Genomic DNA, 22529 nt, shown 5'->3' with positions numbered 1-22529 from the left:
ATTGCCTCTGCTTACTCGTCCAGCTCCACGTTCACGTGGTCCGTCCCGTGCTCTTCAAATTCGTCCATATAAGTATCGATGCGCTCCATCAGCTCGTTGTAATTCTCTCTGGTCATGGGCTCTCCGTCCATGTCCCGCAGGGCCAGCTCCTCCGCCAGAATTTCATAGAACACCACATCCTCATAATCTGCGATGGCCTCGTGAATTCCGCCGTCGGCAAACGCGCGGGAGGGGATAATCTCCCCGTCCAGATGCTCCGCCAGCTTATGCATTCCGTGGGCGGGGCAGTGAGAGAAGATCAGGCTCTCCACCTTGTCGTATTCCGCAATGCGGTCGTCCTCACGGGCGGAGTTCATCACCCAATTCCCGATGTACACCAGATCCAGCAGATAGCGATACTGCTGCTCTGTCAGCTCGATCTTCACGGCAAACACCTCCCTCATCCGGTTTTTTCGGCCGCAAGGCCGATCCTTTCAGCATTATACCAAATCCCATTTGGAAATTCCACATCAAAAACCGGGAAAAAAGCCTAAAATCTGTCTTGCCCGGTGTTCACATACATAGTATAATGGTCAAGTTGGGGCTATATGATAGGAATATGGCCCTTTCAGCCACAGATATGGAGGCACTTTGCATGGATAAGCGACCCATCGGCGTGTTCGACTCCGGGCTTGGCGGGCTGACCGCCATCCGCTCCCTGCGGGAGATTTTGCCCGAGGAGGACCTGATTTACTTTGGAGACACCTCCCGCGTCCCCTACGGGGGCCGGTCCCGGGAGACGATTTTGAAATACGCGCGGCAGGACGTGCGGTTCCTGCGATCCTTTGACCTCAAGGCAATTTTGATTGCCTGCGGCACCGTATCCACCACCTCTTTGCCCGCGTTGCAGGCGGAAAACGATTTGCCCATGGTAGGCGTGGTGGAGCCCACCTGCCGCCGGGCCGTTGCGGTGACAAAAAACAAGCGGGTTGGCATGATTGCGACACAGGCCAGCGTCCGGGCGGGGGCTTATGCAAAGACCCTTGCGGAGCTGGACCCGGAGATTGAGGTGTTTTCCAAGGCATGTCCCCTGTTCGTCCCTCTGGTTGAAAACGGACGTTTCCGCAAGGGGGACGCGGTGATTGAAACCGTGGCCCGGGAGTATCTTGCGTCCATGCAGGAGACAGGCGTGGACACCCTGATTCTGGGCTGCACCCACTATCCCCTTCTGGAGGAAATTATCGGCGGAGTGATGGGACCGGAGGTAGAGCTGGTGTCCGCCGGAGAGGAGTCCGCCTTTGAGCTGAAACGGCTGCTGAAGGCGGGAGAGCTGCGAAACAGCGAGGGTCGTCACGGCGACGCCACATATTATGTCAGCGACCGGGTGGAGAGCTTCGAGGAAACCGCCTCCTGGTTCCTGCGGGAGGATTTGCGCCATGGAGCCAATCAAATTGATATCGACCGATACTGAAAGCCCGCCCCTGCCGGTGATTATCTCCGTGCGGGGAGAGCAGTATTTTGACGGCTGCGATCCCGACGGTACGGAGCTGACCACCGAGGGGACGCTGCGCCCGCTCCCGGACGGGCTGCTGCTGCGCTATGAGGAAAGCGCCCTCACCGGGATGGAGGGCACCGTCACCACCTTCGAGCTGCGGGGGCAGAAGGTTTTTCTGACCCGCGCGGGCAAGGTGAACTCTCAGATGATTTTCGAGGAGGGGCGGCAGCACACGTCTTTGTATGAAACGCCCATGGGAGAACTGAGCGTGGACATTTTAACCAGCTTCCTGCGCCACAGCCTGACGGAGCGGGGAGGCCTTCTTGAAATCCGATATTCCATCGCGGTGGACCACACCGCCACGGGAAAAAATGCGTTTAAAATCCGCGTACGGCCCAAAAGCTGACAGAAGGAACGTGCCTTCCGTCACCACACCAATGAAAACGAGGGATATACCATGCTGCATATGATTCAAAAAGCAAAGGACCAGGCGGCGGAGCTGACCAGAAGCGCCTATCGCGCCGCCGTTTCCGACGGGACCCTTCCCGAGGCGGAGATTGCTTCCGTTCCTGTGGAAATTCCCAAGGACACGAAAAACGGCGACTTTACCACCACCTTCGCGCTGGCTGCGTCCAAGGCCCTGCGCCAGCCGCCCAGGGCCATTGCGCAGGCGCTGCTGGAACGTCTGGCGCTGGAGGGCAGCTATTTTGACTCCGCCGAAATCGCCGGCCCCGGCTTTTTAAACTTCCATCTGGGGCAGGCGTGGTTTGGCGACGTGCTCTCCGCCGTGGAGAGCGAGGGAGAGCAGTACGGCCAGAACGACGAGCTGGCAGGCCGGAAAATCATGGTGGAATTTGTCTCCGCCAACCCCACCGGCCCTATGCACATGGGCAACGCCCGGGGCGGCGTGCTGGGAGATACGCTGGCTTCCGTCCTCTCCTTCTGTGGGGCGGAGGTGTCCCGTGAATTTTACGTCAACGACGCGGGACATCAGATTGAAAAATTTGCCCAGTCCATCGAGGCCCGCTACCTCCAGCTTATCCGGGGCGAGGACGCGGTTCCTTTCCCGGAGGACGGGTATCAGGGCGAGGACATCCGAGATTTGGCGCAGGCCTACCGCGCCGAGCACGGAGACGCGCTGGCCGACGCGGAGGATGAGGTCCGGCGAGACACGCTTGCCCAATTTGGCCTAAGCGTGAACCTGCCCAAGATGAAGACCGATCTGGCCCGGTATAAAATTCAGTACGACACCTGGTTTTACGAATCCGCACTCCACGAGTCCGGGTATGTTGCCGAGACGGTGGACAAGCTCACCGACGCGGGCTTCACCTATGAAAAGGACGGGGCCCTGTGGCTGAAAACCGCGGAAATTATGGCCGCAAACCTCCGCCGGGAGGGAAAAAAGGACGCGGACATCGAAAAGCTGGAGCTGAAAGACGACGTGCTGCGCCGAGCCAACGGGTTTTACACCTATTTTGCCGCCGACATCGCCTATCACCGCAACAAGCTGGCTGTCCGGGGCTTTGATAAGGTCATCAACGTCTGGGGCGCGGATCACCACGGCCACGTCGCTCGTCTCAAGGGCGCGCTGGACGCGCTGGGACTGGACGGCGCAAACCGGCTGGACATTGTGCTGATGCAGCTTGTAAAGCTCCTGCGAGACGGCGAGGCTGTGCGCATGAGCAAGCGCACAGGCAAGGCCATTTCCCTGTGCGATCTGCTGGACGAGGTGCCCGTGGACGCGGCAAGGTGGTTTTTCAATGCCAAGCCGGACACCCAAATGGAGTTTGATCTGGGACTTGCCGTCCGGGAGGACAGCGAAAACCCCCTGTACTACGTGGAATACGCCCACGCCCGCATCTGCTCGCTGCTGCGGGCCATGGAGGGCGAGGGGCTGCGCGTCCCCGCCGCTGCGGACGTGGACATGGCGCAGGTGAGCGGCGAAGCGGAGCAGGCCCTGATCAAGCAGTTGGCCCAGTTCTGCGAAATCGTCCGTCTTTCCGCCAGAGATTATGACCCCTCTTTCATCAATCGATATCTTCAGGAGCTTGCAGCCTGCTTCCACAGGTTCTACACGGCCTGCCGCATCAAGGGCGAGGCCCCGGAGCTGGCACAGGCACGCCTGAAGCTGGCGGACTCCGCCCGCGCGGTTCTGCGCAGCGGACTAAAGCTCCTCGGCGTGGACGCGCCGGAGAAAATGTAACGCGAACGGATCCATTCCATCAGAGACAGCGAGGCCCGCGCCGGTCGGGCGCGGGCCTCATTTCAAGAGAAAGAGGGAAGCTCTCATGAGTATTTTTGAGGCGCTGATGCTGATTTGCTTTGGCCTTTCGTGGCCGGTGAATATCCGCAAGTCGTGGGTGACCCGCTCCGCCGTGGGCAAGAGCTTATTTTTTCTCATTATCATTGAGTTTGGCTACATCTGCGGAATGCTGAACAAGGTTTTGGTACGGTTCGACTGGGTGTTTTTCCTATACGTGCTGAACTTCCTGATGGTGGGGACCGACGCGCTCATTTACTTCCGCAACAAAAAACTGGATCGCCTGCGGGCGGAGCAGGAACAGGAGACCTGAATTTCATGAACGCACCCCAGAACAAGACAGAGCGCCGCCTTGGCCCCGCCCTGCGCGCCGCCTTTCCCCACACCATCCCGGTCTTGACCGGCTTTCTCTTCCTTGGCATTGCTTACGGCGTTCTGATGAACGCCAAGGGCTACGGTCCCCTCTGGTCCACCCTGATGAGTGCGGTGGCTTTTTGCGGAAGTATGCAGTTCGTGGCAATCACCCTGCTGACCACGGTGTTCGACCCCGTTCAGGCAGTGCTGTTGTCCTTCATGGTAAATGCCCGGCATCTTTTTTACGGCATTGTCATGCTGGAAAAATATCGGGGGCTGGGCAAGGCCCGCATTCCGCTCATCTACGTTTTATGCGACGAGACGTTTTCCCTTGTTTCCACGGTGGAACCGCCGGAGGGCGTGGATAAAAAGTATTTTTACCTCTCCATCTCCCTGCTGGACTATTTATACTGGGTGGGGGGTACGGTTCTGGGTGGCCTGTTAGGGGACTTCATTCCCTTTGACACCGCAGGGCTGGACTTTGCCCTGACGGCGCTGTTTGTGGTACTGTTTATGGAGCAGTGGAAAAAGAGGGAAAACCGGGCCGCCGGACTGATCGGTATCGGCGCAACAGCGGCGTGCTTGCTGGCGTTTGGGCCGGAAAATCTGGTGATTCCCGCCATGCTTGCAATCGTCGCAATTTTGCTGATGGGGAGGAAAAAGCTGTGTACCTGAGCGTGCCGCAAACGCTGATACTCATTCTGGCCGTGGCTGTGGGGGCGCAGCTTACCCGGTGGCTTCCCTTTTTGCTGCTGCCGGAGGGAAAAGAAGTCCCCAAAACAGTAGAGTATCTCGGAAAGCTTCTTCCCGCCGCCGCCATGGGCCTATTGGTGGTATACTGCCTGCGAAACGTCTCTCTCTTTGCCTCGTCCCACGGGATTCCGGAGACGGCGGCGATTCTTACGGTGGGTCTGCTCCATTGGTGGAAGGGAAACGTCCTGCTGTCCATCGCCGGGGGAACCACCCTTTATATGGTCCTGATTCAAACGGTGTTTGCCTGAGCGGACACGGGTGACCCGGATCGGTTTACCTGTCCGCACCGGCTTTTGGGGACATGCTTTTCACTCCCCGACCCGCTCTTTTTACCGTGATTTGAGATGATTGAAATAAGTCCGCCGCACGACCCAAAGGGCCGCGCGGCGGACGTTTCTATTGGACATAAAATTGCGGTGTTTTCACCTTGGCGCGTTAACCGCTGCTGCGGGCATTGGCCTGATAGGTGAGATACCGCTCCAGCATGGCCGAGGCAGCCGCACGGGTGACGGAGGCATTGGGAGCCAGCGTTCCGTCAGACCGGCCGGAGAGGATGTTGTTTGTGACGCACCATGCAACGCCTTCATAGGCGTACTCCGAAATGCTGTCGCGGTCCGGGTAATCCAACTGGAACATCCACGCGCCCTGGAAGCCGCCGCCCCGGTGCTGCTCCCAGCGATAGAGAAACGCCGCAAGCTGCTGGCGGGACACCACTTCGTTGGGGCGGAAGGTGTTGTCGGAGTAGCCATTCACCAGCTTGTTGCCCACGGCCCAGGTCAGCGCGTTCAAATAGTCCCCGCCGTCCTGCACATCCTCAAACCCGGGAATGGACTGAATCACCACGGGGCTGCCCGCCAGTTGGTAAAGCGCTTTTACCAATTCTGCCCGGGTCAGCGCGTCGCCGGGGCGGAACGCCAGCGTGGAGTCACACCGCAGAAGGCCACGGGAGGTGACGGAAAGAATGCTATCATAAGCCCAGTAGCCTTTCTCCACATCGGTAAAGGGCAGGCCGTCGTAAGCAAACAGCACCGCCCGGGTCACTTCCGCGCCGCTGCTCCAAGCCAAAAACCATGTCCCGGGAATCAGGTCCCGATAGGTAACGAGGTTTTTGGTCAGATAGGGTGAGGTCTTCGCGTCAAAGGGGATGGTCATCCGCTCCCCTTCCCGGGTAGTAAGCGCCACACCGCTCTCGTTCACCGTGTCCACCGCCGCCACCTGCTGATAGGTGGGGGCCTTTGCATTTTTCGGCAAATTACGCAGAATGATTAAGGCCCGGGCCTGCGGCGGCTCACTCAAAGCCATGATGGGGTCCACATACATCCGCACGCTCTCCCCGTCCTTCAATCCGGTCATGTTTGTGGCCACACCGTCGGTGGCATCCACAATGTAGGTCGTCTCGCCATAGCCCACGATTACCTGACTGCCGTCTTCTTTGGTCAGCAGCAGGGTCTTCTCTCCTGTCTGCTTCACCGTGCCGTCCAGCAACACAGGCCCCAGAGGGGCTGAAGCCACCGGCTCCGCCTCCGCTCCGGCGGCGGGAACCGCCAGCAAAACGGCACACAGCACAAGCCCCAGCAGCGCACCCATTCTCTTTTTCTTCACAGCATATTCCTCCTTTGAAAATTCTCGCGGCTCTCACCGCGTCGGTCATTGTCTCTTGAGACGCTTGAACAGGCAAAAAAGTTTCCGAACATTGACATCACCGGGTAAATCCGTTAAAATATCTTCAAATCCACAAGCCCCCGCCGGGATATCCGGAAAGGAGTGCAGCTTCATGGCAAAAATCACCGTGCTCGTGAAATTCCCCGGTCAGCCGCTTTGCTATATGCAGGTTCCCACCGACCGGATTGAGAAAATTTACAGCAGCATTGCCGGGCTGCAATCCACCGAGGTCAACACGTTTTCCTTATATCGCGGCTTCTATTACATTCTTCTGGATGGAAACCGCGAGAAAAAGAAGCTCCCTCCCAACATGACCGCCTATCTGGTGAACCCCCAGGGGGATACAAGCGTGTTGGATATCAGAGGGGTGTTTGTCATTTGCAAGCTTCCCACCGGGCTGACAGGACCTATGACCGACATGACCCCGCAGGACGCGGAGCAGGTGGTCAAACTCCTGCGAAACTGAATATGCAAAAAAGGCCGCGGAGGGACTTCCTCCGCAGGCCCTTTTTATTTGTCCGGGTTGGAGAATGCTCCGCCCGAATTTTATCTCTTTCCGTGGAGGGACTTCATGCGCCGCTCGTGGTCCAGAATCCGCTTGCGCATACGCAGACTCTTGGGCGTGACCTCCAGAAGCTCGTCGTCCGCCAGAAATTCAAGACACTGCTCCAAGCTCATCTGCCGGGGTGGCACAAGACGCAGCGCCTCGTCCGAGCCGGAGGACCGGGTGTTGGTGAGCTGCTTTTTCTTGCAGATGTTCACCGTCATGTCCTCGTTACGGGGATTCACGCCGATGATCATTCCGCCATATACCGGCACGCCCGCTCCGATGAACAGCGCTCCCCGTTCCTGCGCGTTGTACAGGCCGTAAGTGATGGACTCGCCGGTTTCAAAGGAAATCATAGAGCCGCTGGCCCGACGCTGGATATCGCCCTTATAGGGAGCGTAGGTTTCAAAGATGGAAGCCATGATGCCCTCGCCCTTGGTGTCGGTCAAAAAGTCGTTCCGATAGCCGAACAGGCCACGGGCGGGAATCAAAAATTCAATCCGCATGCGGTTGCCCACCGGAGTCATCTCCAGCATGTCCGCCTTGCGCTGGCCCAGCTTTTCAATCACCGAGCCCACGCTGTCGCCGGGCACGTCCACCACCAGCCGCTCAATCGGCTCGCACTCTTTCCCGTCGATCTCCTTGTACAGCACACGGGGGGGAGACACCTGAAATTCATAGCCCTCCCGGCGCATCGTCTCAATCAAAATGCTCAGGGACATTTCGCCCCGGCCCGCCACGTTGAATGCCTCGGAGGTGTCCGTGTCGGAAACCCGGAGGGACACGTCCTTCAGCGTCTCCTTATACAGCCGCTCCCGAAGCTGGCGGGAAGTGACAAACTTCCCCTCCCGGCCCGCGTAGGGCGAGTCGTTCACGGAGAAGGTCATCTCCATAGTGGGGGCGGAGATGGCCACGAAGGGCAGCGGCTCCACGGCGGCAGGCTCGCAGATGGTGTCGCCGATGGTCACGTCGGGAATGCCGCTCATGGCAATGATGTTGCCGGCGGTGGACTCGGTAACGGCGTTGCGGGCAAGGCCCTCAAACTCGTAGATGGCGGTGGCCTTCGCTTTGCGGGGCGTGGCCTCCGGCGCGTGATAGTTGCAAACCGCAATCTCCTGATTCTGCTTCAAAACGCCCCGCTCGATGCGGCCGATGGCAATGCGGCCCACAAACTCGTTATAGTCGATGGAGGACACCAGCATCTGGAAGGGCTGCTGGGTGTCCGCCTCCGGCGCGGGAATGTATTGCAGAATCGTCTCGAACAGGGGGTCCAGATCGGTCCCCAGATTCTCCGGCGTGTAAGAGCAGATGCCCTGCCGCGCGGAGCAAAACAGCATGGGGCTGTCAAGCTGCTCGGCGGTGGCGTCCAAATCCATCAAAAGCTCCAGCACCTCGTCAACCACCTCGTGGATACGCTGGTCCGGGCGGTCGATCTTGTTCACCACCACGATGACCCGATGGCCCAGCTCCAGCGCACGGCTGAGAACGAAGCGGGTCTGGGGCATGGGGCCCTCGGCGGCGTCCACCAGCAAAATGACGCCGTTGACCATTTTCAAAATGCGCTCCACCTCGCCGCCGAAGTCCGCATGGCCCGGGGTGTCCACCACGTTGATCTTCGTGTCCTTAAAGCGCACGGCGGTGTTCTTCGCCAGAATCGTGATGCCCCGCTCCCGCTCCAGATCGCCGGAGTCCATGACGCGCTCCACCGTCTCCTGATTTTCGCGGTATACGCCGCCCTGCTTGAGCATTTGGTCCACCAGCGTGGTTTTGCCGTGGTCAACGTGGGCGATGATGGCGACGTTTCTCAGTTTTTCATTCTGCATATTTTGTTCTTCTCCTTATTGTATGGCGAGGGTTCCGGGCAGCCCCCGCGTCACGCGCCCACCTGTCGAGCACGCAAGTATTGCACGTTTTTTTGCACAGCCTTATATTATATGCTGAATTTCTGTTTTTTGCAAGGAAAACATTCTGAAAACCCGCAAAATCTCCAAGACGACCTAACTTTTTACCGACAGAGCATGGTCTCTGCTTGGAGGTATAAAAGGTAATACCATTCTACCAAAAACTTTTCTCAAAAGCGGCTCAATTTCGCTCTTTCGCTGATTGACGGGGTCTTTCGCCCCGTCCTATACTAAATGTGCTGTGACGGAAGCGGTGCCAGCACCGCACGTTCCGCCGCAAGTACTGCGGCCCGCTGGGGCCGCCCCGGAGGCACATTGCCATGTATCATATCAAAACCTTCAACAAAATTTCTCCCGCCGGGCTGAGTCGCCTGCGTTCGGAGCACTATGCCGTCTCCGACGCCGAGGAGGCCCCGGAAGGCATTCTGGTTCGCTCCGCCAAGCTGCTGGATATGGACTTCCCCAAAAACCTGTTGGCCATCGCCCGGGCAGGGGTGGGGGTAAACAACATCCCCATCGACCGCTGCTCGGAAAACGGCGTGGCTGTGTTTTCCACCCCGGGAGCCAACGCCAACGCTGTAAAAGAGCTGGTGCTGTGCGCCATGCTGATGACCTCCCGGGACGTGGCGGGTTCCTGCAATTGGGTTCGGAGTCAGGCCGCCGCAGGTGTGGTCGTCTCCGGCGTGGTGGAAAAGGGAAAGTCGGCCTTTGCCGGCCCGGAACTCTATAAAAAAGCCGTCGGCGTGATCGGTCTGGGCGCCATCGGGGCTCTGGTGTCCAACGCCTGTCTGTCCATGGGCATGGATGTGTACGGCTACGACCCCTACCTCAGTGTGGACGCCGCCCTGCGGCTGGATCGCCACATTCACGTGGTAAAGGACGTCAGCGAGCTATATCGCAGGGCGGATTATATCACCCTCCACATCCACTTTACCAAGGAAACCTATCATATCATTGACGCTGCCGCCGTCTCCAACATGAAGCGGGGTGCGCGGCTGATCAATCTGGCCCGGGGCGAGGTTGTGGACGATGACGCGGTTCTGTCCGCATTGGAGTCGGGCAGACTCTCCTGGTACGTGACGGACTTTCCCAACAACCGACTGCTGCAAAGCAAGCGGGTCACTCCCTTCCCCCATCTGGGAGCCTCTACCCCGGAAAGTGAGCAAAACTGCGCGGTGATGGCGGTGGACTCTCTGCGGGAATATCTGGAAACAGGCAACGTCCACAACAGCGTGAACCTTCCGCCGGTAAATTTCCCCCGCAGCGGATGCATGCGCATGTGCATTATTCACAGAAACATTCCCGCCATGCTCGCAAATATCATGAGAGTTCTGAGCACCGACGGGGCCAATGTGGCCAACATGAGCAACAAGTCCCAGGGTGCTTACGCCTACACTGTGGTGGATTTGGACACCAAAATTGACCATATTCTAGTAGACGACGTGACGGCTCTGAACGGTGTTATTCGTGTCCGAATCATTGAATAATTGTAAAAACCACTGAAACGCGATTTGCGGCGGAACCGTTTGGCTCCGCCGCATTTTTATTCGGAGCCGCCTTCCTGCTTCGGACGTTCCGCTTCCGCCATGGTTTCAATCAGGTTTTTCACGATGCGCCCGGTCATGCCCCACACGGCCCGGCCTTCCCAGCGCCAGATGGGAACGTCCACTTCGCCGCCCTCCCAGTTATAGGGCGGGGAAACGCCCACCGCGTCATAGGGAAAGTCCGAGGGGCTTTCCGGCTCCAGCGTATAGAAGTACATCTCCGGGGGATTGCTGCGGAAAAATTCCAGCGGCACGGTGAATACCTCTGCCACCTCCGCCGGGGAGGGGCGCAGAGCACAAAAGCCCGCCTCGTCCACCAGTCCCGGCACCGGCTGAAGAAAAAAGTGCCCCGGCTGGCAGAGATAGTCCGACCGGCCCAGCAGTTGAATGCTGCTTGGGGGAATGCACAGTTCCTCCTCCGTCTCCCGCAGGGCGCATTGCTCCGCCGTCTCCCCCGGCTCCATCCGTCCGCCGGGAAAGCAAACCTGACCACCCTGACGGCGCAGCGTGGCGGCCCGCACCTCGAAAAGCAGATGCAGCCCGTCCTCCCTCTGCACAAAGGGACATAGCACCGCAAATTCATTTTTTCGCCCCAAAAGCCCCGGCGTGTGGTCCCGCCAGAGGGCTTGAAGGGTTTTTACGTTTATTTCTTTCATTCTGCCAAATCCTTTTTCCTGTAAACTCCCTCAGCCCAGCAAAAAAGAGAGGGCCTGCTTCCGATTTTCAATGTCTACCACCGGCACGGCGGGGGCATACTCTCCATCAAGGGACCACGGAACCTCGTTCTCTGTCTCCATGTGAATAGAGGATACATGGCGGAACACCAGCCCGCCCCGGTCATACTCCTGATTCAGCAGCGCCAGAATGAGGTTGTTCAGCTCAATGGGGGTTTTGGGGCTGGGGACAAGCAGCATTTCAAACTTTCCGTCGTCCAGCACCACCCGCTCCGGGTCCAGCTTCATCAGTCCGCCGATAGAGGTGGAGTTGCACACCGCGCCGAACAGGTATTCCCCGTCAAGCTTCTCTCCGTCGGCGGTGATGCGGAGCCGATAGGGCCGCAGGGTGTTTAAATCCTTCATGCCCTCCAATATATAAGCAAAGTGGCCCAAGGCGTTCTTCGCGTCCTGCGACGCGGTATACGCCGTGCGCACAAAGGCCCCGAAGGAGGCCACGTACACAAAATACCGCCGGTTCCATTTTCCGATGTCCAGCCTGCGGGCCTCGGCGGCCATGGCCTTGCGGGCCGCCTGCACCGCGCCGCCGGGAATCCCTAGGCTTGCGGCAAAGTCGTTGGTGCTGCCCCGGGGGATATAGCCCAGAATCGGCGGATTCTCAAGGTGCATCAGGCCGGAAACCGTCTCATTCAGCGTCCCGTCCCCGCCCACGCAGACCACCGCGTCGTAATTTGCTCCTTCTGCCGTCACCGTCTCCGTTGCGTCGCAGGCGCCCACGGTGTTGTGAATTTTCACAAGATAGCCCGCGTCGGAAAAAACACCCATCGCGTCAAACAGCGGCGAGCGGGACTGCGTTTTTCCCGACCGTGGATTCACAATCAGAAGCAGTTTTTTATTCTTCATCGCGGGCCTCCTGTCTGCAAGCCATTAAGAATTTGTAAATAGTTAAAAAACAGGGGTCTTTCAACCCGCTGAAACAGTATAGCATGCCCCGCGCGGTATTGCAATTCTCTTTCTCCCCGTGTTACAATAATGAAAAATGGCTCGCAATTTGCGGCCGGAATAAAGGAGGCGAAGCCGCGTGCGGCAGAGCAGATATTGGAAGGTAGGCGTCACCGTGTTTTTGACCACGGCGGCGATTCTCCTGTTTTACGACGTGCTGTTTGGGCAGCGGGCCGCAGTGGTGCTGGTGCTGCACCTGTTCACGGCGCTGGAACCGATTCTTTACGGAGCCTTGATGGCTTATCTTCTGGCCCCCGTGGTGGATTTTTTCGACCGGCGCATTGCCCGGGGCCAGCGCGCCATTCTGAGAGGGGACGGTTCGCTTCGGGCCACCGGCGTGCGGGCGGTAAGCCTGCTTATGACGTGGATTGTCATTACCGTCTTTGCCTATCTGCTTTTAAGCATTCTTCTGCCTCAGGTCTATAAAAGCGTCCTGCGGCTGATCGCAAACATGGAAAACTACTATAATACCATCAACGTCTGGATTGCCGGACTGCTGGAGCAGAATCCCTCTTTGGAATCCTGGGTCACGGCCCAGTTGAACGTATACTATAAGGACCTATCCACGCTGATTACCGATCAGGTGCTTCCTCAGGCACGGAATCTGATGTCCGCCGTGGGCGGCGGTGTGCTTTCGGCGCTGAACCTGCTGAAAAATCTGCTGGTGGGAGCCATCGTCTCCGTGTACCTGCTGGCCACCAAGGAGCGCTGCGGAGCATACGTCCGCAAGCTGGTGTGCGGCTTCTTCCGTCCCTCTCAGGCGGGGTGGATTTTCCGGGCTGTGGGCAAGGCAGACAGCATTTTCAGCGGCTTTGTCCGCGGAAAGCTGCTGGATTCTTTGATTATCGGTATTCTCTGCTTTATCTGCTCAAGTCTATTCAAGTTCCCCTATGCGCCGCTGGTGTCCGTCATCGTGGGCGTGACTAACGTGATTCCCTTCTTCGGCCCCTTCCTGGGCGCGATTCCCAGCACCTTCCTGATTCTGCTGGACTCTCCCATCAAGGCGCTGTATTTTGTGATTTTCGTGCTGGCCCTCCAGCAACTGGACGGCAACGTGATCGGCCCCAAGATTCTGGGTGACCGGACAGGCCTTTCCAGCCTCTGGGTCATCATCGCCATTCTGGTGGGCGGCAGCTTCTTCGGCGTGCCGGGGATGTTTTTCGGCGTGCCCGTGTTTGCGTGCCTCAATACCTTTGTGGAGTTTTTAGTGAACAGCCGCCTGAAAAAGCGTGGGATGCCTATCAGCCCTTCCTCCTATTTGGGCCAAACGCCTGAGGCAAAGGCGGTTTCTCCGGCGAGTAAGCAATCCGGGCCGGAGGAAGCGCGCAGCCCCGAAGAAAGCCCGGAAGAGCAGGAGAATCCGTAAAATTTTCTTGCAATTACGGGTGAAATCGTGTAAAATACGGCCTTGCGGAACGTTTTTTCTAAACGGCCCGCAAGGCCCCTTTTTTGGGACAAAACTGAATAGGAGCCAAAAATTTTTCAAACCCGGTGGACCCATTGGGCCGCCAGGGGAAGGAGAAAGCAATGAAACAGCGTATTTTGGCAGGATTCCTGGCGACACTTCTTTGCGCCGCACTCTCCGGTTGCGGGGGCGGCAGCAGCGCAAGCGACTCGACAGGAGGACAGAGCACGGGCGGAAGCGGCCCGATGCCCGCGACGGATTCTATTACCGTGGGCATTTCTCAGGATTTAGACGAAAGCCTTGACCCGCACCTTACGGTATCGGCAGGGACCAGAGAAGTCATGTTCAACGTATTCGAGGGGCTGGTAAAGCCCACTCCCGACGGGGATCTGATCGACGCGGTCGCCAGCCACCACGAGGTATCAGCCGACGGAACGGTGTACACCTTCACTCTGCGTGAGGGCGTGACGTTCCACAACGGCGCGGCGGTGAGCGTGGACGACGTGATTTGGTCCATCGAACGCTGCGCCGACGCTGGTGAGGGGAAAGCCCCGCTGGTGGAGGCGTTTTCTGCTATTCAGTCGGTCAAGGCGACGGACGAAAAAACCGTGGTCATCACGCTGAATTCGGCGGAGAGCGAATTTTTGGCGGCGCTTACCACCGCCATTCTCCCCAAGGACTACGACGCGCAGGCCACAGCTCCCGTGGGCACCGGGCCTTTTAAATTCGTCAAGCGCGTGGCCGGAGACTCCATTGCCCTTGAGCGGTTTGACGGCTATTGGGGGGACAAACCCGCCCTGAAAAACGTGACCTTTAAAATATTCGAGAGCGGCGACGCGATGGTGCTTGCTCTACAAAGCGGGGCGCTGGATATCTGCGCCCATCTCACACCCACACAGGCCGCCCAACTGGGAGACGGCTTTCAGGTTTTGAACGGCACCATGAACCTTGTTCAGGCGCTTTATTTAAATAATGCAGTGAAGCCGCTGGACGACCTGCGGGTGCGTCAGGCCCTTTGCTATGCCGTGGACAAGCAGCAGGTGATTGATCTGGCGGGCGACGGGACGGGCAAGCCTCTCGGTTCCAGCATGTACCCCGCGTTTGTCAAGTATTTTGACGATTCCGCCACCGATTATTATACCCAAAACCTTGAAAAGGCCAAGGCCCTGCTGGCAGAGGCCGGGTATCCAAACGGCTTTGACCTGACCATCACTGTCCCCTCCAACTATCAGCCCCATGTGGACACGGCGCAGGTGCTGGTGGAACAGCTCAAGGCGGTGGGCGTCAACGCCAAAATTGAGCTGGTGGACTGGAGCACCTGGGTCAGCCGGGTCTATACCGACCGGAACTACCAGTCCACCGTGGTGGGCGTGGACGCCAGCAGCATGACGGGACGGGCCATGTTGGAACGGTTCACCTCCGGCTACGGCAAAAACTTCGTGAATTACGCCAACGCGGAATACGACGCCCTGTTTAAGCAGGCCCAACTGGTTTCCAGCGCGGGCGACGATGCGGAGCTGGTGAACCTGTACAAGCAGATGCAGGAAAATCTGGCGGCCAACGCCGCCAACGTCTACTTGCAGGATTTGGGCGATCTGGTGGCCATCCGGGCAGGGCTGGACGGGTATCGGTTCTATCCCATCTACGTGATGGACCTCTCCGGCGTGAAGGCCGGATAATTGTGCAAGCATGCGCACACCCGGAGACGGAAAGGAGGCGGCGGCCTTGAAATACGCGGCAAAAAAACTGGCGGCGCTGCTTGCGACCATGCTGGCTGTCTCTTTTCTGGCCTTCGCGGCATTTCAAGTGGTGTCGGGGGACCCCGCCACCGACCGACTGGGAACGGAGGCCACGTCCCAGCGTGTGGCGGAGCTGCGGCACGAAATGGGGCTGGACCGCCCCTTTCTGGTGCAGTACGGAAGCTGGCTTGGGGGATTTGTCACGGGTGATCCCGGGCAGTCCTATTCCGGCGGACCTGTTGCGGACCTGCTTTCCGCCCGTCTTCCGGTAACTCTGGCCCTCAGCTTGATGGCCTTTGCACTGACGCTGGCGCTGGCTCTTCCTTTGGGCCTTCGCTCCGTGCGGCGGGGCGGGCGGCTTGAGGGCGCGGTAACCACGGTGGCAACCCAGTTTTTGATGGCCCTGCCCCCGTTTTTCACCGGCATTTTGCTGACATGGCTGTTCAGCATTCTTCTGCATTGGTTTCGCCACGGGGCCTTTCCCGGCTTCAGCGTAGATGCGGGCGGGTCCCTGTGGTATCTGCTGTTTCCCGCCGTCGCTCTCGCCATCCCCCGGGTGGCCCAGACGGTGCGGATGCTCCGCAGCACCGTGCTGGCGGAGATGGATAAAGACTATGTGCGCACCGCCATTGCCCGGGGAAACGACCGGTCGGGGGTGCTGTACCGTCATGTGCTGAAAAACTCCCTGGTTCCGGTGGTCACCTTTCTGGCCCAGACCATGGCGGAAATCGTGGCGGGGAGCATTGTGGTGGAGCAGGTGTTTAACCTGCCGGGGTTGGGGCGGCTGCTGCTCACGTCCATCTCGGGGCGGGACTATCCCACGGTGCAGGCCATCGTGGTAATTCTGGCCCTTTGGGTAGTGCTGGCAAATACCGCGGCGGACCTGATTAACCGCTTCATCGACCCAAGGCTTGGAGGTGCGCGAACATGAAAACGCTGCAAAAAGCCCTCCGCGTCCACCGAAACGCCTGCTTTATTGCAGGCTGCATCATCACAGGGGTTCTGCTGGCCCTGATTCTGCTGGGCGCGGTGTGGACGCCCTATGACCCCACTGCCATGCGCGGCAGTGAAACGCTGCTGCACCCTTCCTTTACCCACCTGTTCGGAACGGACAACTTTGGCCGGGACATTTTCAGCCGCGTCCTCAAAGGCGCGGGATTCACAGCTTTGGTGGCCGGGGGAACGGTGGCAATCGGCGGAATCTTCGGCACCCTCATCGGAGCGCTGACCGGATATTTCGGCGGCGCGGTGGACGAGGCGCTGATGCGCCTGAACGACACGATCACCGCCTTTCCCAGCATTTTGCTGGCACTGGTGTGCGTGGCCGTCTTCGGCTCTGGAAAATATCAGGTGCTTCTGGTGCTGGGGATTGTGTTTATTCCCAGCTTTGCCCGGGTGTCCAGAACGGCGTTTGCCGCCCTGCGGTACGCAAACTTTGTCCAGAGCGCCCGGCTGATGGGCGCGGGCAGCGCGCGCATTCTCTTTGTCCATATGCTGCCGAACACGCTTCATATTTTGCTCCCCGCCCTGACCATTGGGTTTAACAACGCCGTGCTGGCGGAGGCGTCTATGAGCTTTCTGGGCCTTTGCGGCCAGCCGCCGGAGGCGTCTCTCGGCGCGCTGCTCTCCGAGGCGCAGGGGATGTTTGTCACCGCCCCATGGTACGCGCTCTGCTCCGGCGGAATGATTGTGGCGCTGATTTTCGGCGTGGGCCTTATCGGCGAGGGACTTCAGGACGGAAGGGGGGAGCGGAATGCTTGAAATCCGGGACCTTCATGTAAAATTCCACTCCCGTTGCCGGGAAGCCGTGGCCGGCGTGTCCCTTTCCATTGCCGACGGCGAGATTCTGGGCCTTGTGGGCGAGTCCGGCTCCGGCAAATCCGTTACCGCCATGTCGGTGGCGGGGCTGTTGCCCCGGAAGCAGTGCAGCTATTCCGGCGACGTGCTGCTGGATGGGCAGGACCTGCTCCACGCAGACCGGGCCGCCCTGCGGAAAATTCAGGGCCGGGACATTGGCGTGGTGTTTCAAGAGCCGCAGTCCAGCATGGACCCGCTGATGAAAATTGGGCGGCAGATTGAGGAATGCCTGTATCTTCACACGGATATGAACCCGGCGGAGCGCCGCGCCCAGGTGCTTTCCGCCATGACGCGGGTGGAGCTGCCCGAGCCGGAAACGCTTTATGACAAATACCCCCATCAGCTTTCCGGCGGTATGCTTCAGCGGGCAATGATTGCCGCGGCAGCCGTGATTCATCCCAAGCTTCTGTTGCTGGACGAGCCGACCACCGCGCTGGACGTGACGATTCAGGCCCAGATACTGGAGCTTTTAAAGCGGCTGAACCGGGAATACGGCATGGCCATGCTGTTCATCTCCCACAATCTGAACGTGGTCCGCAGGATTACCTCCCGTGTGGCGGTGATGCAGACTGGGGTGATTGTGGAGTCGGGAGCCACAGAAGAGGTCTACTCCAATCCCCAGCATCCCTATACGAAGAAGCTGGTGGCCGCCATTCCCTCCCGGAATAAGCCTAATTCCGATTCCAATGTGTAATATTTTGACTGGATATTTCTATTTGTGATGAAAAATACTCGTATTGACGGAGGGAGGGTTTTACAATGACCGATCAGCCTGCCCTGTCCGTCCGCCATCTTACCTGCGGGTATGAAAGCGGCGGAGGACTTCTGGGAAAAGCAAAGCGCCGGGAGGTGCTGCACGACGTCACCTTCGACGTGCGCGAGGGAGAGATTCTCGGTCTGGTGGGAGAATCCGGCACGGGAAAATCCACTCTGGCAAAGGCGATTCTGGGCATGATTAAGCCTGACTCCGGCGAAATCGTCCACTACACCAAGCGTCCCCAGATGATTTTTCAGGACCCGTACAGCTCTTTGAATCCCGCCTATTCCGTGGCGTGGATTCTGGAGGAGCCGCTGCGGATTTTTGGTAAATACAACGCGGACGAACGGACGCAGCGCGTGCGGGACATTCTGGACCGGGTAGAACTGCCCGAGGAGGTGCTGGACGCGAAGCCTGCGGAACTTTCCGGCGGGCAGCGCCAGCGGGTTTCCATTGCGGCGGCGCTGATTCAGCGTCCCAAATTTCTGGTGGCGGACGAGCCGGTGTCGGCCTTGGACGTGACGATTCAGGCCCAGATTCTGGGGCTTTTAAAAAAGCTGAACCAAGAGCTGGAGCTGAGCTATCTGTTCATCTCCCACGATTTAAACGTTGTGTATCAGCTCTGCCACCGTGTATTGGTGATGAAGGACGGGCGAATTGTGGAGCAGGGGACGGTGGAAGAGCTGTTCGGCAATCCCAAGGAGGACTACACCCGCCGTCTTCTCGCCTCGGAGTGACGGATATGAAACCATTTTTTCTACGGCACAAAAAGCTACATCTTTGGCTGGCGGCAGACCTGCTGCTTCTGGCGGTCTTTTTTGCCGTCCGGTGGAACGGCGTGTGGATGACCGCCCTGACGGAGCGGGTGACGAATCCCTTTCGCCGCCTGCTGGGTTCTTTCAGCTATCGGGTGGATTTTTCCGTGATGGAAGTCCTGTGCGGATTGCTGGTGGTGTTTGTCGCCGTCTATCTAAGCCTTGGAACCATTGCCGTTCTTCGGGAGAAGGAGGGTCGGGGCCATCGGGCCTACGGCGCAGTGCTTGGAGCCGTGTGCACAGGGCTGACCGTCTGGCTGGCGTTTTGCTGGCTGTGGGGCGTGCAGTACCGGGCGGACGGCTTTCAGGCCAAATCCGGCATTGTCGCCGAGGATGTGTCCTTGGAGGATTTGACCGCTGTCACCCAGTATTTCGCGGACCGGCTGGCGGAAACGGCGGGGCAGGTCCCCCGGGATGAAAACGGCCTGTTCTCTATGTCCACAGAGGAAATTCTGAAAAAGAGCGTTGGCGTTTACGGCCCGGTCTCAAAGGAGTTTCCCTTTCTGTCCTTTGACGATGCGCCGCCCAAGGCGGTTTATTTCTCCCGCGTGATGAGCATGCTGGACTTCACAGGATTTTACTGTCCTCTGGTTGGGGAAAGCAACGTGAATGTGGACAGTCCCGCCGTGTTTCTGCCCTCCACCGTTGCCCACGAGCTGGCCCATCAGCGGGGCTTTGCCTCGGAACAGGAGTGCAACTTCATCGCGGTTCTGGCCTGCACCGTCTCCGGTCTGCCGGAATACGCCTATTCCGGGTGGCTTTTGGGCTATGTACATCTTGGGAACGCGCTTTATCAGGCGGACCCGGACCGCTGGCGCGCGGTCTACGAGGGGCTTCCCGACACCGTGCGGGCAGATTTGGCGTACAACAACGCCTACTGGGCGCAATTCCGCGATTCCACCGTAAAAAAAGTCTCCAACAAGGTCTATGATGGGCTTTTAAAGGGCTATGGCGACGAAAACGGCATGAAGAGCTATGGCATGGTGGTGGACCTGCTGACGGCCTATTACAAAGAGTCCGCCGCCTGATTCGGCCATCTGAAAGAGGATCGAAAAATGAACGCTGCGCCGTCCAGTTCACACCCCCTTGAACCACCCATGTGAACCTTAAATAAAAAGCGTAAAATACGATTAAACCTTGCCCGCAAAATTGGTGTAGGCATCAATTTTGCGGGCGTAGTTTATTCTTTCGCAGTCGGATACCTAAATGGTTTAAACGCCCGCTGCATTAGAGGCAAAACAAAGCCGTTTCAAAAGCAAATGCTTTTGAAACGGCTTTAAAGCGTCTAGGCAGGACTCAAAGGTTTTCGCTTGATAATTGTTGTTTGTGCGCTTTTTTGTATTCCTGCTTGATCACATTCCGATTGAGTGCCAAGTGCATGGACATGGCCGCCCGCGCCCCCATGGAATCCCAGTCGGCGATACAGTTTACAACCTGCTCATGGGTTTCAATGGTTGCCTCCAGCAGCTCTTTACGAGTGATATTCGCAATCAAAACAACTGCCGCATCAATGATGGGCATCAGCGGCGCCACCACCATATTATGGGAACATTTGGCAATATAGGAATGAAATATCACGTCTTCATTTAAATAGTCCTGCCCTGCTTCAATTTTTTTGCGGACAGCATCGCTGTATACTTTCAAAAGCGCGGCTTCCTCATCTGTACGATTGAGAGCAGCCATCTCGGCAATCGTTGGCTCCAGCATCATCCGCACATCCGTGAGGTCTAATGCCAGTTGGATTTTATCCTCAACTGCTTTCAGTCCCAGCGGATCCTCCCGAAGCGGCGTTGTGGAAGAAACATATGTGCCGGAACCGTGCTTAACATGCAGAACACCGCGTGAAACCAATAGTTTCACGGCCTCGCGAATCGTCCCGCGGCCAACATCGAACCGATCCGCCAACTGGTATTCATTTGGAAGCTTCGTACCAATCGGCAGCCCCTCATCAAGAATATACTGAAAAAGTTTCTCTTCTATCCGCTCAGTAAGTGCCCGAGTCTTAATGCTGGATAATTCTCCCATATTATCCTCCTTCAAAACCAAACTCAGTCTTTAATCTTTTTAATGACACAACATTGTGCGGCAAATTTCGAAAAGCGGTGACCCGGCAACGCACTGCACAATCTGACTGAATAGCTATCTTGCACACAGTATCGCTGAAAAAGACGAGCGTGTCAAGCCCCACGTTTCCGTCCGGCCTGTGGAGCAGCGCGGGACGCCCTTTCTGGGTGTCCCGCGCTTATCTTTCCTCCCCGTTGCGGCAATTTTCCCAAAGCAGGACACAAAGGAATCAACGGACATTCAGCCGAAAAGAACGTATTGAGTGCTTTAATGTCAAAAAGTCATCGGATGTCTTTTTAGTCAAAAAGCGCAAGCAAGACCGTGTCAACGCCAAAAAAGGCAAAAATAATTGATTTTTTGGTGAAACACACAAAGCAAGCAAAAAATTTAAGTAAAAAGTAGAAATGATTTTAGACAACTTGTGTCGGCTTTTTTTGAAATTTATAATTAGAGCGCGAATATACGAGAAATAATTTGCCGCATTCCAGTAAGGCTGTATATATCCCGGTTATGCAACGGCTTCCCCATTGCGGAGAGAAATAAGGAAAGTGTGGTCATTCTATGAAAATCACTGCTGTCAACGCCTATTACGTCCGTCCCAGATGGGGCTTTGTAGAAATTGAAACTGACGAAGGCTATACCGGCTGGGGTGAAGCTGTCCTGGAGGGACACGCAGACGCTGTTTTGGCTTGCGTGAACGAGTACAAGTCCTATCTGATCGGGCAGGATCCCTCTCGCATTGAGGACCTGAATGCAACCATCTATCGTGCCGGGTTCTACCGCGGCGGCGGCGTTCTGATGAGTGCACTGTCCGGTATTGATCAGGCACTCTGGGATATTAAGGGGAAGCTTTTCAACGCCCCTGTTTACGAGCTGATGGGCGGCAAATGCCGTGACAAAATCCGCGTCTATTCCTGGATCGGCGGCGACCGTCCCGCTGATACCGGCGCAATGGCCAAGGAGCGCATGGACGCCGGTTTCAGCGCCATCAAAATGAACGCTACCGAAGAATTGCAGATGATTGACTCGTACGAAAAGGTTGACGCTGTTTTGGCGCGTGTGGCCGCTATCCGTGAAGCTTGCGGCAAGTACTTTGGAATTGCTATTGATTTCCACGGCCGGGTGCACAAGCCCATGGCAAAGGTGCTGGCCAAAAAGCTTGAGGAGTTTGACCCCATGTTCCTAGAGGAGCCCGTCCTGTGTGAAAATATGGAGTGCTTCAAGGAGATCGCCGCTTGCTGCAACATCCCCATCGCAACCGGCGAGCGTCTGTTCACTAAATATGATTTCAAGCGTCTTTTGCAGGCCGGCGGCGTAGATATTATCCAGCCGGACCTGAGCCATGCCGGGGGCATTACCGAGGTCAAGAAGATCGCCTCCATGGCTGAGGCCTATGACGTTGCTCTGGCTCCTCACTGCCCCTTGGGGCCCATCGCACTGAGCGCATGCCTGCAGGTCGACGCCACAAGCTACAACGCTGTCATTCAGGAGCAGTCTATCGGCATTCATTACAATGTCGGCAAGGAAGTTCTGGATTATGCACTCAATCGTGAGGACTTCCAGTTTGAGAACGGTTTTACGAAAATGCCCACCAAACCCGGTCTGGGTGTTGAAGTTAACAAAGCATTGGTTCTGGAAGAAAACGAGCATCCCCACCAGTGGAAGAATCCCGTCTGGCGCCATGCGGACGGCTCCGTGGCTGAGTGGTAACTTTTCTTCAA

Annotated in this window: 22 protein-coding genes; 16 read left to right on the top strand and 6 right to left on the bottom strand. The window is 57.5% G+C overall.

Features of this window, described 5'->3' with window-relative positions; translation table 11 throughout:
* Nucleotides 1-11 precede the first annotated feature (11 nt).
* A complete protein-coding gene (locus RTU96_RS06015; protein ID WP_293008175.1) occupies nt 12-425 on the bottom strand; it encodes a hypothetical protein in 414 nt (137 codons plus the stop codon).
* A 209-nt stretch (nt 426-634) separates the two neighbouring features.
* Between RTU96_RS06015 and murI the strand changes: the two genes are divergently transcribed.
* From murI to RTU96_RS05985, 6 genes are all read left to right on the top strand, one after another.
* Nucleotides 635-1450: a glutamate racemase gene (murI, locus tag RTU96_RS06010; RefSeq protein ID WP_312635545.1), complete on the top strand. Its 816-nt coding sequence runs from the start codon at nt 635-637 to the stop codon at nt 1448-1450.
* Nucleotides 1416-1880: a DUF1934 domain-containing protein gene (locus RTU96_RS06005; RefSeq protein WP_312635544.1), complete on the top strand. Its 465-nt coding sequence runs from the start codon at nt 1416-1418 to the stop codon at nt 1878-1880. Before murI ends, RTU96_RS06005 begins: the two co-directional genes overlap by 35 nt.
* Nucleotides 1881-1931: 51 nt before the next feature.
* Nucleotides 1932-3677: an arginine--tRNA ligase gene (gene argS, locus RTU96_RS06000; RefSeq protein ID WP_312635543.1), complete on the top strand. Its 1746-nt coding sequence runs from the start codon at nt 1932-1934 to the stop codon at nt 3675-3677.
* 85 nt (nt 3678-3762) lie between these two features.
* Nucleotides 3763-4047, top strand: coding sequence for a hypothetical protein (locus RTU96_RS05995; RefSeq protein ID WP_293008183.1), 285 nt, complete (start codon nt 3763-3765; stop codon nt 4045-4047).
* A 5-nt stretch (nt 4048-4052) separates the two neighbouring features.
* Entirely contained in the window at nt 4053-4763 is a 711-nt protein-coding gene (locus tag RTU96_RS05990) for an AzlC family ABC transporter permease (RefSeq protein ID WP_312635542.1), read from the top strand.
* The gene (locus RTU96_RS05985; RefSeq protein ID WP_312635541.1) at nt 4754-5089 is read left to right on the top strand and encodes a branched-chain amino acid transporter permease; all 336 of its coding nucleotides are present in this window, start codon (nt 4754-4756) and stop codon (nt 5087-5089) included. Before RTU96_RS05990 ends, RTU96_RS05985 begins: the two co-directional genes overlap by 10 nt.
* 187 nt (nt 5090-5276) lie before the next feature.
* Here the strand turns inward: RTU96_RS05985 and RTU96_RS05980 are convergent, their stop codons facing one another.
* On the bottom strand, nt 5277-6443 hold the full coding sequence (locus RTU96_RS05980) for an S-layer homology domain-containing protein (RefSeq protein WP_312635540.1): 1167 nt from the start codon (nt 6441-6443) through the stop codon (nt 5277-5279).
* Nucleotides 6444-6615: 172 nt separating this feature from the next.
* On the opposite strand from RTU96_RS05980, the gene RTU96_RS05975 reads away from it, so the two are divergent.
* The gene (locus tag RTU96_RS05975; RefSeq protein ID WP_293008191.1) at nt 6616-6969 is read left to right on the top strand and encodes a hypothetical protein; all 354 of its coding nucleotides are present in this window, start codon (nt 6616-6618) and stop codon (nt 6967-6969) included.
* A gap of 80 nt (nt 6970-7049) precedes the next feature.
* Here RTU96_RS05975 and typA read toward each other — a convergent pair whose 3' ends face one another.
* Complete coding sequence (gene typA / locus RTU96_RS05970) at nt 7050-8873, bottom strand: translational GTPase TypA (protein WP_312635538.1); 1824 nt, start codon at nt 8871-8873, stop codon at nt 7050-7052.
* Between the two features lie 398 nt (nt 8874-9271).
* Here typA and RTU96_RS05965 point away from each other — a divergent pair, with 398 nt between their 5' ends.
* On the top strand, nt 9272-10438 hold the full coding sequence (locus RTU96_RS05965; RefSeq protein WP_312635537.1) for a phosphoglycerate dehydrogenase: 1167 nt from the start codon (nt 9272-9274) through the stop codon (nt 10436-10438).
* 56 nt (nt 10439-10494) lie between these two features.
* Here the strand turns inward: RTU96_RS05965 and RTU96_RS05960 are convergent, their stop codons facing one another.
* Nucleotides 10495-11151 carry a CoA pyrophosphatase gene (locus RTU96_RS05960; RefSeq protein WP_312635536.1) on the bottom strand — a complete coding sequence of 219 codons (657 nt, stop codon included), beginning with the start codon at nt 11149-11151 and terminating at the stop codon, nt 10495-10497.
* 30 nt (nt 11152-11181) lie between these two features.
* On the bottom strand, nt 11182-12072 hold the full coding sequence (locus RTU96_RS05955) for a YegS/Rv2252/BmrU family lipid kinase (RefSeq protein WP_312635535.1): 891 nt from the start codon (nt 12070-12072) through the stop codon (nt 11182-11184).
* A 178-nt stretch (nt 12073-12250) separates the two neighbouring features.
* Here RTU96_RS05955 and RTU96_RS05950 point away from each other — a divergent pair, with 178 nt between their 5' ends.
* The 7 genes from RTU96_RS05950 to RTU96_RS05920 all read left to right on the top strand — a co-directional run bounded on the left by RTU96_RS05950 (nt 12251) and on the right by RTU96_RS05920 (nt 19772).
* Nucleotides 12251-13537, top strand: a complete 1287-nt coding sequence (locus RTU96_RS05950) for an AI-2E family transporter (protein WP_312635534.1) — start codon at nt 12251-12253, stop codon at nt 13535-13537.
* 161 nt (nt 13538-13698) lie between these two features.
* On the top strand, nt 13699-15255 hold the full coding sequence (locus RTU96_RS05945) for an ABC transporter substrate-binding protein (RefSeq protein WP_312635533.1): 1557 nt from the start codon (nt 13699-13701) through the stop codon (nt 15253-15255).
* Between the two features lie 46 nt (nt 15256-15301).
* Complete coding sequence (locus RTU96_RS05940) at nt 15302-16246, top strand: ABC transporter permease (RefSeq protein ID WP_312635531.1); 945 nt, start codon at nt 15302-15304, stop codon at nt 16244-16246.
* On the top strand, nt 16243-17076 hold the full coding sequence (locus tag RTU96_RS05935) for an ABC transporter permease (protein ID WP_312635530.1): 834 nt from the start codon (nt 16243-16245) through the stop codon (nt 17074-17076). The genes RTU96_RS05940 and RTU96_RS05935 overlap by 4 nt, the downstream gene beginning before the upstream one ends.
* On the top strand, nt 17069-17866 hold the full coding sequence (locus RTU96_RS05930) for an ABC transporter ATP-binding protein (protein WP_312635529.1): 798 nt from the start codon (nt 17069-17071) through the stop codon (nt 17864-17866). The genes RTU96_RS05935 and RTU96_RS05930 overlap by 8 nt, the downstream gene beginning before the upstream one ends.
* 65 nt (nt 17867-17931) lie before the next feature.
* Nucleotides 17932-18666 (top strand): ATP-binding cassette domain-containing protein, encoded by a 735-nt coding sequence (locus RTU96_RS05925; RefSeq protein WP_312635528.1) that lies wholly within the window; start codon nt 17932-17934, stop codon nt 18664-18666.
* Nucleotides 18667-18671: 5 nt separating this feature from the next.
* Nucleotides 18672-19772, top strand: a complete 1101-nt coding sequence (locus RTU96_RS05920) for a DUF3810 domain-containing protein (protein ID WP_312635527.1) — start codon at nt 18672-18674, stop codon at nt 19770-19772.
* A 268-nt stretch (nt 19773-20040) separates the two neighbouring features.
* Here RTU96_RS05920 and RTU96_RS05915 read toward each other — a convergent pair whose 3' ends face one another.
* The gene (locus RTU96_RS05915) at nt 20041-20769 is read right to left on the bottom strand and encodes a FadR/GntR family transcriptional regulator (protein ID WP_397356534.1); all 729 of its coding nucleotides are present in this window, start codon (nt 20767-20769) and stop codon (nt 20041-20043) included.
* A gap of 600 nt (nt 20770-21369) precedes the next feature.
* Between RTU96_RS05915 and dgoD the strand changes: the two genes are divergently transcribed.
* Entirely contained in the window at nt 21370-22518 is a 1149-nt protein-coding gene (dgoD, locus tag RTU96_RS05910) for a galactonate dehydratase (protein ID WP_312635524.1), read from the top strand.
* Nucleotides 22519-22529: the final 11 nt, after the last annotated feature.

This window comes from Oscillibacter sp., assembly GCF_032018205.1.
In the GTDB taxonomy this organism is placed as follows: Bacteria; Bacillota; Clostridia; order Oscillospirales; family Oscillospiraceae; genus Oscillibacter.
This window is presented reverse-complemented; position numbering and strand designations above follow the sequence as displayed.

Coding starts and splice junctions, on each gene's coding strand:
- RTU96_RS05915 (WP_397356534.1), bottom strand. CDS start 20,769: ATGGGAGAATTATCCAGCATTAAGACTCGGGCACTTACTGAGCGGATA.
- typA (WP_312635538.1), bottom strand. CDS start 8,873: ATGCAGAATGAAAAACTGAGAAACGTCGCCATCATCGCCCACGTTGAC.
- RTU96_RS05975 (WP_293008191.1), top strand. CDS start 6,616: ATGGCAAAAATCACCGTGCTCGTGAAATTCCCCGGTCAGCCGCTTTGC.
- RTU96_RS05930 (WP_312635529.1), top strand. CDS start 17,069: ATGCTTGAAATCCGGGACCTTCATGTAAAATTCCACTCCCGTTGCCGG.
- RTU96_RS05990 (WP_312635542.1), top strand. CDS start 4,053: ATGAACGCACCCCAGAACAAGACAGAGCGCCGCCTTGGCCCCGCCCTG.
- RTU96_RS05955 (WP_312635535.1), bottom strand. CDS start 12,072: ATGAAGAATAAAAAACTGCTTCTGATTGTGAATCCACGGTCGGGAAAA.
- RTU96_RS05925 (WP_312635528.1), top strand. CDS start 17,932: ATGACCGATCAGCCTGCCCTGTCCGTCCGCCATCTTACCTGCGGGTAT.
- RTU96_RS05965 (WP_312635537.1), top strand. CDS start 9,272: ATGTATCATATCAAAACCTTCAACAAAATTTCTCCCGCCGGGCTGAGT.
- murI (WP_312635545.1), top strand. CDS start 635: ATGGATAAGCGACCCATCGGCGTGTTCGACTCCGGGCTTGGCGGGCTG.
- argS (WP_312635543.1), top strand. CDS start 1,932: ATGCTGCATATGATTCAAAAAGCAAAGGACCAGGCGGCGGAGCTGACC.
- RTU96_RS05920 (WP_312635527.1), top strand. CDS start 18,672: ATGAAACCATTTTTTCTACGGCACAAAAAGCTACATCTTTGGCTGGCG.
- RTU96_RS06005 (WP_312635544.1), top strand. CDS start 1,416: ATGGAGCCAATCAAATTGATATCGACCGATACTGAAAGCCCGCCCCTG.
- RTU96_RS05945 (WP_312635533.1), top strand. CDS start 13,699: ATGAAACAGCGTATTTTGGCAGGATTCCTGGCGACACTTCTTTGCGCC.
- RTU96_RS05960 (WP_312635536.1), bottom strand. CDS start 11,151: ATGAAAGAAATAAACGTAAAAACCCTTCAAGCCCTCTGGCGGGACCAC.
- RTU96_RS05995 (WP_293008183.1), top strand. CDS start 3,763: ATGAGTATTTTTGAGGCGCTGATGCTGATTTGCTTTGGCCTTTCGTGG.
- dgoD (WP_312635524.1), top strand. CDS start 21,370: ATGAAAATCACTGCTGTCAACGCCTATTACGTCCGTCCCAGATGGGGC.
- RTU96_RS05935 (WP_312635530.1), top strand. CDS start 16,243: ATGAAAACGCTGCAAAAAGCCCTCCGCGTCCACCGAAACGCCTGCTTT.